13 protein-coding genes and 1 pseudogene are annotated in these 15236 nt (G+C 72.0%); all 14 read right to left on the bottom strand.

The window, feature by feature from the left end; translation table 11 throughout:
- Positions 1 to 31: 31 nt before the first annotated feature.
- Positions 32 to 2788, bottom strand: coding sequence for an AAA family ATPase (locus OG974_RS02425; RefSeq protein ID WP_327279315.1), 2757 nt, complete (start codon positions 2786 to 2788; stop codon positions 32 to 34).
- Complete coding sequence (locus tag OG974_RS02420; protein WP_327279314.1) at positions 2785 to 3672, bottom strand: carbohydrate ABC transporter permease; 888 nt, start codon at positions 3670 to 3672, stop codon at positions 2785 to 2787. The genes OG974_RS02425 and OG974_RS02420 overlap by 4 nt, the downstream gene beginning before the upstream one ends.
- Positions 3669 to 4634 (bottom strand): sugar ABC transporter permease, encoded by a 966-nt coding sequence (locus tag OG974_RS02415; RefSeq protein WP_327279313.1) that lies wholly within the window; start codon positions 4632 to 4634, stop codon positions 3669 to 3671. The genes OG974_RS02420 and OG974_RS02415 overlap by 4 nt, the downstream gene beginning before the upstream one ends.
- The gene (locus OG974_RS02410) at positions 4634 to 5965 is read right to left on the bottom strand and encodes an extracellular solute-binding protein (protein ID WP_327279312.1); all 1332 of its coding nucleotides are present in this window, start codon (positions 5963 to 5965) and stop codon (positions 4634 to 4636) included. The genes OG974_RS02415 and OG974_RS02410 overlap by 1 nt, the downstream gene beginning before the upstream one ends.
- Positions 5966 to 6068: 103 nt before the next feature.
- Positions 6069 to 6794 carry an alpha/beta hydrolase gene (locus OG974_RS02405; RefSeq protein WP_327279311.1) on the bottom strand — a complete coding sequence of 242 codons (726 nt, stop codon included), beginning with the start codon at positions 6792 to 6794 and terminating at the stop codon, positions 6069 to 6071.
- Between the two features lie 76 nt (positions 6795 to 6870).
- Positions 6871 to 7185 carry a GNAT family N-acetyltransferase gene (locus tag OG974_RS02400; protein WP_327279310.1) on the bottom strand — a complete coding sequence of 105 codons (315 nt, stop codon included), beginning with the start codon at positions 7183 to 7185 and terminating at the stop codon, positions 6871 to 6873.
- A 45-nt stretch (positions 7186 to 7230) separates the two neighbouring features.
- Positions 7231 to 7968 (bottom strand): GPR1/FUN34/YaaH family transporter, encoded by a 738-nt coding sequence (locus OG974_RS02395; RefSeq protein WP_327279309.1) that lies wholly within the window; start codon positions 7966 to 7968, stop codon positions 7231 to 7233.
- 16 nt (positions 7969 to 7984) lie between these two features.
- The gene (locus OG974_RS02390) at positions 7985 to 9871 is read right to left on the bottom strand and encodes an amidohydrolase (RefSeq protein WP_371645218.1); all 1887 of its coding nucleotides are present in this window, start codon (positions 9869 to 9871) and stop codon (positions 7985 to 7987) included.
- A complete protein-coding gene (locus OG974_RS02385; RefSeq protein WP_327279307.1) occupies positions 9868 to 10821 on the bottom strand; it encodes an alpha/beta hydrolase in 954 nt (317 codons plus the stop codon). The genes OG974_RS02390 and OG974_RS02385 overlap by 4 nt, the downstream gene beginning before the upstream one ends.
- A gap of 45 nt (positions 10822 to 10866) precedes the next feature.
- Positions 10867 to 11714 (bottom strand): annotated as a pseudogene (locus OG974_RS02380) (alpha/beta fold hydrolase).
- 100 nt (positions 11715 to 11814) lie between these two features.
- Positions 11815 to 13236, bottom strand: coding sequence for an NAD(P)/FAD-dependent oxidoreductase (locus OG974_RS02375; RefSeq protein ID WP_371645216.1), 1422 nt, complete (start codon positions 13234 to 13236; stop codon positions 11815 to 11817).
- Positions 13236 to 13814 carry a DNA starvation/stationary phase protection protein gene (locus OG974_RS02370; protein ID WP_328764181.1) on the bottom strand — a complete coding sequence of 193 codons (579 nt, stop codon included), beginning with the start codon at positions 13812 to 13814 and terminating at the stop codon, positions 13236 to 13238. Before OG974_RS02370 ends, OG974_RS02375 begins: the two co-directional genes overlap by 1 nt.
- Before the next feature lie 93 nt (positions 13815 to 13907).
- Positions 13908 to 14414, bottom strand: coding sequence for a DoxX family membrane protein (locus OG974_RS02365; RefSeq protein ID WP_328764180.1), 507 nt, complete (start codon positions 14412 to 14414; stop codon positions 13908 to 13910).
- Positions 14415 to 14419: 5 nt separating this feature from the next.
- Positions 14420 to 15082 carry a hydrolase gene (locus OG974_RS02360; protein WP_327279302.1) on the bottom strand — a complete coding sequence of 221 codons (663 nt, stop codon included), beginning with the start codon at positions 15080 to 15082 and terminating at the stop codon, positions 14420 to 14422.
- Between the last annotated feature and the right edge of the window lie 154 nt (positions 15083 to 15236).

Raw genomic sequence — 15236 nt, 5'->3', positions numbered from 1 at the left:
ACCACACCTTGCACGGGGGCGCAGAGGTCGCTCAGCCGCCGGTGGCCGTTCCGGCGTCGTCCTCCGCAAGGACGATCCGGGCCAGGTGGACCCTTGAGCGCACCGACAGCTTGCGGAAGATCGACGCCAGATGGGTGTTGACCGTGTGCGGGGAGACGACGAGGGCCTCCGCGGCCGACCGGTTGGTGTGACCCGCGGCGATCAGCCGGGCCACCTTGCGCTCCGAGGCCGTGAGCGCGTCCCAGCCCTGGTCGGGGCGCGGCCCGAGGCCTCCGGTGCGCCGGCCGGAGCGGCTCGTGGTCCGTTCCAGATCGGCCCGGACCCGGTCGGCCTCGACGTCGGCCCCCGCCTGGGCGTAGATGTCGTGCGCCCTGGTCAGGGCGGGTGTCGCGGCGGGATCGCCTGCTGCGAGGAGCACGCGCCCGAGGTCTGCGGATGCGGCGGCGAGGGGCAACGGCCGGGGGCCGGTGAGGAGGATGCGGACCGACCGCTCCAGGAGTCCGTGGTCGGCGTTCACCAGGGCGGACGCGTGAGCGGCCGTCCCCTGGGCGGTCGGCACGGTGGGGTTGCGGGTGGCGTGTTCTGCCGCCTGGGCCGCGAGGTCCTCGGCCAGGTTCCGGTCCCCGGCGCGCAGGGCGATCCGCACGGCCTGGACGACATGCGGGCGCAGGAGCCGCCACCGGAGGAAGGGGTGGTCCCGCTGCACGGATCGGACCAGTTCGGCCGCTGCCGCGTGGTCGCCGTCGGCGTCGGCGACGACGGCCTCGAAGTACTGGTGCGTGGCGTGGTTGCCGGTGTTCGGCCGGTCGGCAACGGTCGCCCGCACGACGTCCAGGTGTTCCCGCACGGCTTCGCGGTCGCCGCGCAGCATCGCAAGCAGACCGCGGTTGACGCGGATGTTGACCAGGTTGCCGGGCACGTGGAGGTCCGCTTCGAGCCGCTCGGCGGTGACGAGGTCGGCGTCCGCATCGTCGAGCCGGCCGAGCCCGATGTTCAGGGTTGCCTGGGCCCAGATCAGCATGGCGGGGCGCAGGGGAGCGTCGCCCGCCGTCCGCAGCAGTCGCCGTACGGTGTCGAAGTCGTCCATGTGGATCCGGGCGACGGCCTCCTCCGGCAGGAAGGCCGTGTCGAACACGCTCAGTGCCGTGTGGTGTTCTACGGCGGCGGCGCAGTCGCCCGCGTTGACGGCGATCTCGCCGAGGCCCCAGAGCGCGAGGACGCGGGCCTCCCGGTCACCGACCCGCTCCGCCTCGGCGAGCGCTCCTTCGCCCGTCTCGCGAGCGGCCCCGAGGTCGCGTCCGCGGGACCGGGCCAGGGCCTGCCGAGCGGTCAGCCGGGCGCGGATCGCCGGGTCGGTGACGGCTGCCAGCGCCGTCGTCGAGCGGCGGGTCAGCTCGTGGACGTCGTCGAGGTGCCAGAGCGTGTCGCCGAGTACGGACTGCAGACGGGCGAAGACGTCCAGGGGCGGTTGCCGGGCGAGCAGCGCATCGCCGGTGGCCCGTGCCTGGGTGTACCGGCCCGCGCGGGTCAGCGCGACGATGGCCCGTTCTCCCACGTCGAACACCATGGGCGCATGGGGCGGTACGAGTTCCAGGGCGCGTACGGCCAGGTCGGCGGCGAGGTCGGGCATCACGGCGATCACGTCCGTGGCGGCCGTGCCAAGAAGTCCGATCGCCTCCTGGTCGCCGGGTTCGGCGCTCTTCAGCAGATGCGGGACCGCGTCGACGGAGCTCCGGCCCGCCGCGACGAGTCGGCTCGCGGCCTCCCGGTGGAGCGCCCGGCGTACGGAGGGCGTGAGGTCGGCGTACACCGCCTGGCGGAGCAGGTCGTGGCGGAACAGGAGGTGCTCGCCCTCGTCGTGGAGGAGCTGGGCGGAGATCGCCTCGTCGAGTTCGGCGCTGAGTCCGGAGGCGGGCCGGCCGCACAGGGCCGCGGCGTCGGCGAGCGTGAACGCGCGGCCGAGGACCGAGCCGATCCGCAGGAAGTGGAGGGTGTCCGGCCGCAGGTCGGCCAGCCGGCCGCGTACGCCGAGGACCAGCCGCTCCGGCGGCTCCGGCGCGTCCGCGCCCGACGCCGCGACGCCCGCAAGCATCTCGGCCGCGAGGAAGGGGTTGCCTCCCGCCCCGTCGAGGAGTTCCGCGACCTGCTCCGGGACGTCCCCGCCGAGGACGTCCCGTGCCAGCTCGGCCAGGGCCGTGTCGGACAGCGGCCGGAGGGGGAGGGTCGTCGTCCGCGGCCCCTGCCCGTACAGTTCCGGGTCGTTCCTGCTCGTGAGCAGCCAGAGCACCGGGGAGCTGAGCAGCCGTGCCGGCATGACGCTCAGGGCGAACCGGCTCAGCGGGTCGGCCCATTGGACGTCGTCGACCGCGATCAGTACCGGCGTGCCCGCCGAGCGTTCCTCGATCAGCTGGGCCAGCCGTTCGACGAGCCAGATGCGCTGGTCGTGGTGGCCCGCGAGGTCTGCGAAGTCCGTGCTGGACAGCAGCGGCGGGTCACCGTGCAGAAGGCCCGAGGCCAGTGAGGCGAGTGGTGCCAGCTCGTGCAGTTCCTCGGCGCGTCCATGGCTGACGACGAATCCGTGGGCCCGTGCGATCGAGACGGTCGCCTGCAGCAGGACGGTCTTCCCGATCCCGGGCTCGCCCAGGAGCAGCGCGATCGCTCCGCCCTCGCCGTCATGCACCGCCTCGACCAGGGCGCGCAGCCGCTCCAGCTCGGCTTCGCGGCCCCGCAGCCCGGGCCGGCTCAGCCCCGTCACCCCGCCTTGTTCCTCGGGCCGGTCGGGGATCATCCCTTGACCGATCCGGCGAGCAGTCCCCGTGCGAAGTGCCGCTGGAGGGAGAGGAAGACGAGCAGCGGGACGAACGCGGCCACGAAGGCTCCCGCGGTGAGCCGCTGCCACTCGTTGCCGTACGTCCCGGCCAGGCTCGCCAGTCTGACCGTCATCGGCGCGGTCCCGGCCGTTCCGCCCGACAGTGTGAGTGCCACGAGGAGGTCGTTCCACACCCAGATGAACTGGATGACGGCAAAGGTGATCAGGGCCGGGCGGGCCAGGGGCAGCACGATCCGGAGCAGCAGCGTCCCGTGCGACGCGCCGTCGACGCGGGCGGCCTCGATCAGGGCCCGAGGCAGCCCTGCCAGGAAGTTGTGCAGGAAGAACACCGCGAACGGCAGCGCGAAGACCGTGTGGGCGAACCAGACCTGGCCGAACCGCGCGGGCCCGGTGAGATGCCACGCGGGCAGGAACAGCCAGCCCTGGGAGAAGAGCTTCAGGAGAGGGACGAGCGCCATCTGGAGCGGCACGACCTGGAGCGCGAAGATGCCGACGACGAGCGCGTCGCGCCCCCTGAAGTCGATCCAGGCCAGGGCGTACGCCGCGAAGAAGGCCAGGACGAGCGGGAACAGTACCGAGGGAACAGTGATGACGACGGAGTTGACGAAGTACTCCGCGAGCCGCCCCGACCCGTTCCCGCCGCCGGACAGCACCTCGACGTAGTTGTCGAGCGTGAGGTGGGGCGCACCGAACACGGTCCACCAGCCCGTCGTCTTGATCTCCTCCTCGGGGCGGAACGAGGAGAGCAGGAGACCGAGGGTCGGTGTCGTCCAGAGGACCGCGATCACCACAGCGATCGCCGTGAAGGCGCGGGAGGCCAGACGCTCCCGGACGCCGATCACCCCGTCCTCCGCTGCGCCCGGATCCGGTGGGCGACGAAGGGGGTGACGAGGACGAAGAGGAGCACGGCGAGCGCCGCGCCTCGGCCCGTCTCGCCGTAGCGGAAGGCCTGGCCGTACATCTCGTGGGCGATGACGCCCGTATCGAACTGTCCACCGGTCATGGTCTTGACGATGTCGAAGGACTTGAAGGTGCCGATCGTCTGGGCGAGGACCACGACGAGCAGTGTGGGCCTGATCGACGGCATCGTGATCCGCCAGAAGATCTGCCGGGAGGACGCACCGTCGAGTTGGGCCGCCTCGGTCAGCTCACCGGGAACGGCCCTGATCGCACCGGCCAGCAGGACGGCCGCGAAGCCCGCCTGTGTCCACACCATCGCCACGATGAGGAACAGGACGTTCCAGGGGGAATCCACGAGCCATTGCCGCGGTTCACCGCCGAACACGACGACGAGCTGGTTCAGCAGCCCGATCTGCCCGACCGCCGCGGGACGGTAGGCGTAGACGAACTTCCAGACGACGCCCGCGCCGACGGAGGAGATCGCCATCGGCATCAGGACGAGGGAGAGCGCGAACGCTCTGAACCGCGACCGTACGACGGCCGCCGCGTAGAGCAGACCGACCGCGGTCGCCGTCAGCGGCACGAGCACCACCCACGCCAGGGTGTTGCGCAGCGCCACCAGCGCCCGGGGGTCGGTGACCATCCACACGTAGTTGTCGAACCCGGCCCACGCGTCTCCCCCGCCGTCGGTGAACGACAGGACCAGGGTGCGCAGACCGGGCAGGAGAAGACCGACCGTGAGCAGCAGCAGGGCCGGGGCCAGCAGGATCAGGGCCGCGGCCCTCCTCCGTACCGGCCCCCGGTGCAGCGCCAGCAGGATCAGGGAGACCACCGCCGCGAAGGCGGCGACGCCCTGGAGCAGGTACAGCAGCTTGGGCTGCTGGGCGGCGGCGTCGAACGACATCAGCGGCTCGGCCAGGACCGTTCGATGGAGTCGGCGACCTGCCGGGTGCTCGCGCCGCCGATCCAGTCGACGGCTCCCTTCCAGAACGTCCCGGCACCGACCGACGCCGGCATCAGGTCCGAACCGTCGAACCTGAACTGCGTCCTGGGATCCTGGAGCAGCTGGATCGAGAGCCTGTCGACCGGGGTCGCGGCATTCGCCGGATCCACTCCCTTGTTCGCCGAGACGAACGGGCCCTTCTTCATACGCGCGTTCGCGAAGTCCGCGGAGGCCAGATACTCCTGGAACGCCCGCACTTCGGCACGGTCGGCGAACGCCGCGGTGAAGACCCCACCGCCGAGTACGGGCCGGTCGGCCGGGTCGGCCCCCGGCAGGAGGAAGGCGTAGACGTCCTTGTCCGGTCCGATCTCGGTGCCCTTCGGCCACATGTCGGCGTAGAACGAGGCCTGGCGGTGCATCGCGCAGTCGCCGGAGAGAATCGGTGTGCCGGCCTCCTGGAAGGAGATCGACGCCATCGACCGGGCCGGACCGAAACCGCCGTTGGCGAACCGGTCGTTCTTGAGGATGGACCCCACGGTGTCCATGGCCGTGATCACACGCGGGTCGTTGAACGGGATCTCGTGGGCGACCCACTGGTCGTACACGTCCGTGCCCTGCTGGCGCAGCAGGACGTCCTCGATCCAGTCCGTCACGGGCCAGCCGGTCGCCTCGGCGGACTCGATGCCCGCGCACCACGGCTTGACGCCCGACGCCGCGACCTTCTCCGTCACTTCCATCAGCTCGGACCACGTGTGGGGAACGCTCAGTCCCTTGTCCCGGAAGAACTTCGGCGAGTACCAGACGAACGACTTCACGTTCGCGACCAGCGGCGTGCCGTAGAGGGTGCCGTCCACGGTCGCGTAGCTGTTCCAGTCCGCCGACCAGCCCTGCTTCGCGAGGGCCGCGACCCCGGCGCTCGCGGGCTTGAGCTTCCCCGCCCGCGCGAAGCGTTCCAGGAGCCCGGGCTGGGGGAAGAACGCCATGTCAGGGGCACTCCCGCCGTCGACCCGGAGCTGAATCTGGGCCTCGAACTCCCCGTCCCCCTCGTACTGGACGTCGATTCCCGTGCAGCCCGCGAAGTCCGCCCAGGTCTCTTCGAACAGGTCGGCCTCCCGGTCCCGGTTCTCCGCGTAGACGGTGACCTTGGAGCCGGGGTGCTTGCCGTACCGGGCGTACGGCCCGCAGTCCACGGCTGTCCGCGACTGCGAAGTGCTGTCCTGTGGAACACGGCAGGCGGCGGCAAGGGCGGCGAGGGCGATGGCGGCGAGCGTGAGCCTCGCGCCGAACCTCATGGGTGCATCTCCTCCGATCGCCCCCCGAAGGGTTCTCGGGAGCGATCAGAAGCTACCAGCGCTCGAACAAAATCGACTAATCGTTCGATCCTGAACGATCGGGTCAGTGAGCGGTGGACCGGACCGCGTCCTGGATCAGCTCCACCACGGCCTTGGGCCGGGCGAGCATGACCAGGTGGGAGGAGTCGACCTCGACGGTGGTCATCCCGGCGCGCTCGTAGCCGAAGCGCTCCACGTCGGGGTTGATCGTGCGGTCGGAGGAAGCGACCAGACCCCACGAGGGCTTGGTCTTCCACGCCGCGACAGGCGCCGTCTCCGAGAAGGCACGTGCGGCCAGGGGGCGCTGGGAGACGGCGAGCACCGCGGCGAGGTCGGGGTCGACGTCCGCCGCGAAGAGGGCGGGGAACTTCTCGATCTCCACCGAGACGTCGGTGCCGGTCTCGGTGGAGCCGGCCACCGGGAACGGGGTGTAGACGAGCGCGTCGGCGAGACCGGAGTCGGGGAAGCGGCCCTGCAGCTCGCCCAGGCTCTCGCCCTCCTCCAGCGCGTATCCCGCCAGGTACACCAGTGCGCGGACGTTGTCCTCCGTGCCGGCGAGGGTGATGACGGCGCCACCGTAGGAGTGCCCGACCAGGATCACGGGGCCTTCGACGGCGCGGATCACCGAGGCGATGTACGCGGCGTCGTCGACGAGGCTGCGGTTGGGCACCGCCGGGGCCACCACTTCCATGCCGGCGGCGGTCAGTTCGGGGATGACGCGGGCGAAGCTGGAGGCGTCGGCGAAGGCGCCGTGGACCAGGACGACGGTGGGGCGGGCGTGTCGGGACATGGGGGAACTCCTCGGTGCGTGACGGGGGACGGGGTTGGGGATGCGGCAGGCGGCCGTGTGGTGTTCGTGTGGTGCTTCACAGGCCGAAGCGGGCGCGCCTCGCCTCGGGCACCAGGTCGGTGTACTCGGGGTGCTTGCCGATCCAGCCCCGGATGAAGGGGCAGTACGGCAGGACGCGCAGCCCTCGGGCCCGGGCGTCGTCGAGGGCCCCGCGGGCGAGCAGTCCGCCCAGGCCCCGGCCGGCGAACCGGCTGTCGATCTCGGTGTGGATGAAGGCGATCTCGCCCTCCGAAAGGTGGTACTCGGCGAAGCCGCCGGTCTCGATGCCGTCTTCGCCGGCGAGGATCTCGTACCGGGACTTCTCGGGCCGGTCCGTCACCTGCGGTTCCATGGGTGCTCCTGTGTGCTCGTGGTGTGACGGGGTGGGTGGGTGCGGTCAGAGCGTGCGGCGCACGCCCGCCTGGCGTTCCAGGTTGCGGAGCTGGACGGCCAGGTCGCCTTCCACGGCGAGGTGGGCGGGGCCGCTGCGGCCGATGGGCAGGACCTGCTCGCTGCGCATGTCCTCAAGCATCAGGGCGAACGCCGTGTACATCGCGACGAGCGCCACGACGAGGCCGAGCGCACCGGACGTGCGCGTCAGCCATTCGGCGCCGGTGATGCCCGAGAGACCGGTGGCCGCCCAGCGGGGCAGGGAGACCGCGAGGACGAGCCACAGCGCGCGCTTGGGCCGGGTCACGGCCGTCATCAGGGCCCCGAAGCAGAGGAGCGCCAGGTTGAACACGCCGAGGACCTGAAGGCCGTCGGCCGCACCGCTGAGCATGATGAGCGAGTAGGGCAGCCAACTGCCGGCGAACACCGCCATCAGCGTCGCCGCGATCACGTCACGTGCGCCGAAGGCCAGGAAGCTCACCAGGAGTTGCAGGACGAAGGCCGGCAGCACGGTGAAGGCGACGGCGGCGCGGGCCGCCTCGTCGAACAGCCCGAGCTGGAGGCAGCCCGTCATCACGGAGGCGATGGCTATCGTGAAGAAGCCGAGCGGCATCGGTGAGGCGATGGGACGTAGGTTGATCCGTGTCATCGACCGGAGGTCCGGCTCGAAACGGCGTCCCGGGGGAACGTCCGGCGAGGTCGCCGGGGTGTCGCCGCCGTCGGCGGCGGGGGAGGCTGCGGACATCGGGTGGATCTCTCTCTCAGTGCTCGAAGCAGGGGTCGACGAAGGACGGCGTCGTCTCGGGAACGGAGCCGCGCGCGACGCGCCACCGGCGGTGCTGCTCGGACTCGGCGACGGCCTCGGCCACGGCCGACGCCTGGAGGGCACCGCTCTGGTAGCCGCCGAAGTGGGCCACCGGGCTCCACCCCGGGCTGACCGGCGGGACGGCCTCGTCGAGACCCTCGTACTCCGCGGTCGCCCAGACGATCCGGCCGCCGACGACGGTGAGCACGGACTCGATGCCGGGGATGACGTCCTCGGGCACGGTGAGGTAGTCGTCAGACAGGATCGCGAGGTCGCCGTAGCAGCCCTCTCGCAGGGTTCCCTTGACGTCCTGCTCGCCGGTGAGCTGCGCTCCGCCACGGGTGTACAGACCGAGGGCGGTCTCCCGGTCGATCAGGTTCCCGGCCGGGTGGAGCGCGGTGCCGCCGACGGTGCGCCCGGTCACGAGCCAGTGGAGCGCGACCCACGGGTTGTACGAGGAGACGCGGGTGGCGTCGGTTCCGGCGGCGACGGTCAGGTCCCGGTCGAGCATGGCCCGCACCGGCGGGGCGTGGGCTGCGGCCTCGGCACCGTACCGGTCGAGGAACGCGGTGCCCTGGAAGGACATCCGGTTCTGTACGGAGACGGCGCCGCCGAGGGCGGCGATCCGGTCGAGGCTGTCGGTGGAGACGGTCTCGGCGTGGTCGAACAGCCAGCGGTTGCCGCCGGGGAAGAGCCCTTCGGCCGCGAGCTTCTCGAAGACGGCCAGGTCGCGGCGGATCGTCTCGTCGTACGTGGCGTGGAGCCGGAAGCCCCAGCCGTTCTCCAGCAGCAGCCGGACCGCCTTCTCGAACTCGGCCTCGTACCCGTCGGCAAGCGCGGGACGGGGCTCGGAGAAGTTCTCGAAGTCCGCGGCGGCCCAGGTCAGGTTCTCGCCCGCCCCGTTCAGCCGGAGCCACTCGTCCCCGTCCCCGGGCTTGACCATCTCGGTCCACCGCTTCAGGTCGGCGAGCTCCTGTCCGGCCGTCTGCGGGAAGAGGTGGTAGGCGATCCGGAGGGTCAGCTCCCCCGACCGGGCGAGGTCGACGACCGTGGCGTAGTTGTCGGGGAAGTTCTGGAACCCGCCGGCGGCGTCGACCGCGGACGTCAGCCCGAAGCGGTTCAGCTCGCGCAGGAAGTGGCGCGTCGACGTCCGCTTGTCGGCCTCGTCGAGAGCCGGCGCCTTGGCCAGGGTCGAGTACAGGATGAGGGCGCTCGGCGCGGCGAGGAGGACGCCGTTGGGTTCGCCGTCCCGGCCCCGGACGATCTGCCCGCCGCGGGGATCCGGGGTGTCGCGCGTGAATCCGGCTGCCCGTACCGCTGCCCGGTTCATCAGGGCCGACTGGTACAGGTGCAGGACGAAGACGGGGGTGTCGGGTGCGGCGGCGTTCAGCTCGGCGACGGTCGGCATCCTGCGCTCGACGAACTGTTCGGCGGTCCAGCCGCCCACGACGCGGATCCACTGCCCCTTGGGGGTCCGGCCGGCCTGCTCGCGCAGCATGGCCAGGGCGTGGCGCAGACTGCGCACCCCGTCCCAGCGCAGCTCCAGTACGTAGTTCAGGCCGCCCCTGATGACGTGCAGGTGCGAGTCGTTGAGACCGGGGATCACCCTGCGACCGAGGGCGTCGACGACCTTGGTGCCCGGCCCGACGAGGTGGGCGAGCTCGTGGTCGTCGCCGAGGGCCGCGACGCGGCCGTCGCGGATCGCGACGGCGCGGGCCTCGGGGCGGTCGGCGTCACCGGTGAACACCTTCGCGTTGCGGACGAGGAGGTCGGCATGCTCGTGTTCCCGGCGCGGGGCGGGGACGAGACCCGCCACCGGCATGCTCGTCGACGGCCCGGTCATGCCAGGGCCTTGCGCAGGGTGTCGGTGGCGAGACCGATGGCGAGTTCCGCGGCCTGCGTCTCGCGCAGCGCGTTCAGCATCACGAAGTCGTGGATGGCCCCCTGGACGCGGAGCGCGGTCACCGGGACGCCGGCGGCCCGGAGCTTCGCCGCGTACGCCTCGCCCTCGTCGCGCAGGACGTCCGCCTCGGCCGTGATCACCAGGGCCGGCGGCAGGCCGGTGAGCTGCTCGGTGGAGGCGCGCAGCGGGGAGGCGGTGATCTGGGCGCGCTCGGCGTCGTCGGTCGTGTACTGGTCCCAGAACCACGTCATGGCGTCGCGCCGCAGGAAGTAGCCCTCGGCGAACAGGTGGTACGAGTCGGTGTCGAAGCTCGCGTCCGTGACCGGGTAGAAGAGCACCTGCTGGACGAGCGTCACGTCGCCGCGCTGCTTGGCCATGAGGGTGAGGGCGGCGCTCATGTTGCCACCGACCGAGTCGCCCGCGACGGCGATCCGAGTGCCGTCGAGGTCCTTGTGGTGGCCCTCGCGGGCGACCCACTGGGCGACGCTGTAGTTCTGCTCGATCGCGACGGGGTAGCGGGCCTCGGGAGAGAGGTCGTACTCGGGGAAGACGACGGCCGCCCCGGTGCCGACGGCGAGTTCGCGGACGAGCCGGTCGTGGGTGTGGGCATTGCCGAAGACCCAGCCCGCGCCGTGGATGTAGAGGATGACGGGCAGCGGACCGATGGCGCCGCGGGGGCGGACGATCCGGGCGCGGACGTCGGCGGTCGGACCGCCGTGGACGGTGACCCACTCCTCGTCGACGTCGGGCAGGGGAACACCCTCGCCGCTCTGCACGTCGTCCACGGCCTTGCGACCGTCCGCGACGGGGATCTGGTAGAGGAACGGCGGCTGGGCGGTGGCGTCGGCGAACGCCCGGGCGGCGGGTTCGAGGATCGGACGGTTCTTCATGAGGGGTTCTCCTTCGGGGACGTACGGGAGGGGCGGGTCGAAGGCTCAGCGGGTCGCCCGTGCGGCGTCGAGGATCACGTCGGCTACCACGGCCGGACGGGAGACGGCCACGGCGTGCGACGCGTCCACTTCGGTGACGTGCGAGCGGGCGCGCCGGGCCATCCACCGTTCGGCGGCCGGCGGGATGTTCTTGTCGGCGGTGGCGATCAGCGCCCAGGACGGGATCGTCTTCCAGGCCGCTTCCCCGGCCTTCTCCTCCAGCGCGGCGGTGGCGACCGGGCGCTGGGTCGCGGCCATGACGGCCGCGTCGGCGGCGGGAACATCGGCGGCGAACTGCCGGTGGTACCGGGCCCGTTCGATGACGAGTTCGGTGCCGGTGCCACCGCCGGGCAGCGGATACGACCGCGGGTTCACGGTGTCGCCGAGGGTGGAGCCGGGGAACTTGGCGGCGATCTCGGCCGCGCTTTCGCCCTCGTCCGGGGTGAACGCGGCGATGTAGACGAGGGCCTTCACACGGCTGTCGCCCACGGCGGCGCCACTGATGACGGCGCCTCCGTAGGAGTGGCCGACCAGGACGACGGGTCCATCGACGGCGGCCAGCACGCTGCGCAGGTAGGCGGTGTCCGCGGCGAGACCGCGCAGTGGGTTGGCGGGGGCCATGACGGGGTAGCCGGCGCCCTGCAGCCGTCTGATCGTGCCGCCCCAGCCGGAGGCGCGTCGGCGAACGCCCCGTGGACCAGGACGATCGTGGGCTTGGGACCGTGCCGGTCGGTGCCGGCGGCGGCCGGGCCGCTCGCGGGTCGTACGGGTGCGGCGGGTGCGGCGCCCAGCAGGGAGGCCACCGTGGCCGGCAGGGCGAGCGCGAGGGCGAGGGCGCGCCTCGTGGGATGCATGGGGTTTCCTTGTCGGGTGGTGAAGCGTCGGGTGTGTGCGGTCGGGCGGGAGGGTGCGCCGATGGAGCCGGCGGGTGCGCCGGTCGGGCGGGGCCTCGCCTCAGAGGCCGTACGCCTCCAGGAGCCGTAGCCAGACCTCGCTCACCGTCGGGAAGGCGGGCACGGCGTGCCAGAGGCGTTCCAGGGGGACCTCGCCCACGATGGCGACGGTGGCCGTGTGGATGAGCTCGGTCGCCATCGCGCCGGTGAGCGTGCAGCCGACGACGACTCCTCGGGTCTCGTCGACGACGAGCTTGGCGAGGCCGCGGTAGTCGTCCGCGTGGAGCGCGGCCCCGGCGAGGTCGTCGATGCGGTACTCCACCGTGCGCACCGCGAGACCCGATTCGCGTGCCGCGCGTTCCGTGAGACCGACGCTCGCGACCTCGGGACGGGTGAAGACGGCCTGTGGGACGGCGAAATGGTCGGCTTCCGCGCTCCACGGCTGTGCGCCGCCGGTATCGGCCGGGCGCCCAGCGGCTCGCTCGGCGATGGCCGCCGCGCAGGCACGGGCCTGGTACTTGGCCATGTGGGTCAGCGGCGCGCGGTGGTTCACGTCGCCGACGGCATAGAGCCATTCACCCTCGACCGCGGTGACCCGGCACGTGTCGTCGACCGGGAGCCAGTCGCCTGCCGGCAGTCCGACGGAGTCCAGGCCGAGGTCCTCGGTGCGCGGGCGCCTGCCGACGGCGGCGAGGACTTCGTCGCAGACGAGGGTGGTGCCGTCGTCGGTGTCCACGGTCACCGTGCGGGTGTCGTCACGGGCGACCCGGACGGCCGACACCCCGAAGCGGATGGTGACGCCCAGATCGCTCAGACCCCGGGTGACCTCTTCGCCGGCACACGGCTCCCAGCCGGTCAGCAGGGCCTGGTCTCGGACGAGCAGGGTGACGGAGGAGCCGAGCGAGCGCCACGCGGTGGCCATCTCGCAGGCCACCACTCCCCCGCCGATGACGACGAGCCGAGCGGGTACCGCGTCGGCCGTGGTGGCCTGCCTGTTGGTCCACACGCCGATCCGGTCGAGCCCCTCGATCGGCGGCAGCACGGCCCCCGTGCCGGTGCAGACCACGACCGCGCGCCGGGCCCGCAGGGTACGGACCGTGCCGTCGGCCCCGGTCACCTCCACCCGGCGCTCACCGGCGAGCCGTCCGTGCCCCCGTACGAGCGCGATGCCCGCACCGTCGAGCCAGTCGACCTGGCCGGTGTCGTCGCCGCGCCCGGTGAAGCGGTCACGGCGGGCCAGGACGCGCGCCGGGTCGAGTGCCGCCGTGACCGCCTGCCGGGCCCCGTCGACCGAGCGGGCCGCCGCCCGGGCGGCGCCGGGTCGCAGCAGGGCCTTGCTCGGCACGCAGGCATGGTAGGAGCACTCGCCGCCGACCGCCTCGGCCTCGACGACGACGGCGGTCAGCCCCGACCGGACGGTGCGGTCGGCGACGACCTCGCCGGCCGGACCGCCGCCGACCACGACGACGTCGTACGTGTCCATCAGCCGCGCACCAGAGGGGTGTTCACGAGGTGCTCGGCCAGGAACCACACCTGCGCCTCGCCGGTACGGACGGCATCGGAGACGAGCAGGTCGGCGCTGCCCTCGTCGCCCTCCCCGGAGAGCCGGGCGGCGGCGTCCCGCGCGTCGATCAGGATCCGCTCGTGCGCGTCCAGGAGCCGCGACAGCATCACGGGCACCGGCTCGACGCCGTCCGGCGGACGGGGGATCGACGTCAGCTCCGCGACGTGGCGCGGGTCCCCGACGGCGACGCCGCCGAGGCTCTGGACGCGCTCGGCCAGCGCGTCCACGATGGCCAATTGGGCCTCCGCGTGCTTGTCCAGCATGAGATGGAGCGAGTAGAAGGTGGCCCCGCGCATGAGCCAGTGGTGCTTCTTGTAGAGGGAGTAGAGGATCTGCGTGTCGGCGAGCACGCGGTTCAGCCGCTGGCAGGCGTACATGCGGGTGTCGTGGCCGAGGCCGATCGGCAACTGCTTGAGCGTGCCGAACGCCTGGGTCTCGGCGCCCTTCTGGTGCAGCAGCGGCTGGCCGCCGCCGGGCGGGGGCGTGGGGGTGTCCATCGAGTGCTCCTGTGAGGGAAAGAGGGTGGGAAGGGCCCGGCCGCCCGGTCGGGGGGTACGCGGGCGGCCGGACCCGGTCCGTGCGGCTCGCGCTCAGCGCTCGGCGATCGCCGGGGCGGGGGGCCGGTACAGGACGAGCCGGGTGAGGAGTCCACTGCCGAGGCCGGCCACGAGCGCGAGGGCGGCCCACCACAGCGGGTACGGCGTGAGGCCGAGGGACGCGTCGAGGGACCAGGCGCCGGGGCCGGTGGCGGCGAGGGCGGCGGCGGTGCTGATGAGGACGAGCGGGTACTCGTATCCGTCGTTCTGCACCCAGAGCCCGTGGCGCCATTTCACGGTGAGCGCGACCGTCATGACCCCGATGGTCCCGGTCACGGCGAGCGGGGTCAGGAGGCCGGCGGCGAGCAGCAGGCCCGATCCGATCTGGCCGCCGCCCGCCGCGAGGGCGGTGAAGGCACCGCCGCGGAAACCGTCGGCGCGGAACTCTTCGGTACCGCCGTCGAGTCCCTTGCCGCCCAGGTGTGAACTGACCTTCTGCACACCGTGGCCGGCGACGAGCAGTCCCACCAGCAGACGCAGGATCAGAATGCCGGTGTCCACAGGGGTCAGCCGGCCGCGTGCGCGCCGATGACGCTCTGTGCGTACACGACACCCAGGCCGTACGCGCCCGCGTGGGCCTTGACGATCTCCATGACCGCGCCGTACGTCTCCTGACGCGCCCAGTCGCGCTGCAGCTCCAAGAGGACCTGGACCCAGGTCACCGGGACGGCGCCGGCGGCGATCATCCGCTGCAGCGCGTGCTCGTGGGCGGCCGGGCTGACGCCACCGGAGGCGTCGGTCACGATGTACACCTCGTAACCCTGCTCCAGCGCCGAGAGCGCGGGCAGCACCAGGCAGACCTCGGTCCACAGACCCGACAGAATGATCTTCTTCCGCCCGGTCGCCTTGACCGCCGCGACGAGCGCCTCGTCCTCCCAGGCGTTCATGGTGGTGCGGTCGATGACCTCGTTCTTGGGGAACACCTCGGCGAGCTGCGGCAGCAGGGGCCCGGAGAACGACTCGGCGGCCACCGTGGTCAGAACGGTCGGCACGTCGAAGGCCTGAGCCGCCTTGGCGAGGCCCACGGTGCTGTTGATGATCGCGGCACGGTCGCCGCTGCCGGTACCGAAGAACATCTGAGGCTGGTGGTCCACGAAGAGCATGACCGCGTTGTCGGGCGTGAGCAGGTCCTTGCTCGGAGCGGCCTGCACCTTGTTGATGTCGAACATGAGGGGTCCTTTCGAAGCAATCGGTAACGTGCCCGCCACCTCCGGGGCTCGGCACTTCTTCAAGCTAGGAGCGATCCGACCGACCGCATTGACCTCCAGCGCCCAGGAGTTGGCACGACAGCGCACAACCGGTCAAGGACGAGAGCCGCGCAGT

It is taken from the genome of Streptomyces sp. NBC_00597 (assembly GCF_041431095.1).
Taxonomy (GTDB): domain Bacteria; phylum Actinomycetota; class Actinomycetes; order Streptomycetales; family Streptomycetaceae; genus Streptomyces.
The sequence above is the reverse complement of the archived record's forward strand: the minus strand, read 5'-3'. Positions and strand labels throughout refer to the sequence as shown.

Excerpts from the sequence above, each read along its gene's own strand:
- OG974_RS02405 (WP_327279311.1), bottom strand. The coding sequence starts at position 6,794 with ATGTCCCGACACGCCCGCCCCACCGTCGTCCTGGTCCACGGCGCCTTC.
- OG974_RS02390 (WP_371645218.1), bottom strand. The coding sequence starts at position 9,871 with ATGACCGGGCCGTCGACGAGCATGCCGGTGGCGGGTCTCGTCCCCGCC.
- OG974_RS02415 (WP_327279313.1), bottom strand. The coding sequence starts at position 4,634 with ATGTCGTTCGACGCCGCCGCCCAGCAGCCCAAGCTGCTGTACCTGCTC.
- OG974_RS02400 (WP_327279310.1), bottom strand. The coding sequence starts at position 7,185 with ATGGAACCGCAGGTGACGGACCGGCCCGAGAAGTCCCGGTACGAGATC.
- OG974_RS02425 (WP_327279315.1), bottom strand. The coding sequence starts at position 2,788 with ATGATCCCCGACCGGCCCGAGGAACAAGGCGGGGTGACGGGGCTGAGC.
- OG974_RS02370 (WP_328764181.1), bottom strand. The coding sequence starts at position 13,814 with ATGGACACCCCCACGCCCCCGCCCGGCGGCGGCCAGCCGCTGCTGCAC.
- OG974_RS02385 (WP_327279307.1), bottom strand. The coding sequence starts at position 10,821 with ATGAAGAACCGTCCGATCCTCGAACCCGCCGCCCGGGCGTTCGCCGAC.
- OG974_RS02410 (WP_327279312.1), bottom strand. The coding sequence starts at position 5,965 with ATGAGGTTCGGCGCGAGGCTCACGCTCGCCGCCATCGCCCTCGCCGCC.
- OG974_RS02395 (WP_327279309.1), bottom strand. The coding sequence starts at position 7,968 with ATGTCCGCAGCCTCCCCCGCCGCCGACGGCGGCGACACCCCGGCGACC.
- OG974_RS02375 (WP_371645216.1), bottom strand. The coding sequence starts at position 13,236 with ATGGACACGTACGACGTCGTCGTGGTCGGCGGCGGTCCGGCCGGCGAG.
- OG974_RS02360 (WP_327279302.1), bottom strand. The coding sequence starts at position 15,082 with ATGTTCGACATCAACAAGGTGCAGGCCGCTCCGAGCAAGGACCTGCTC.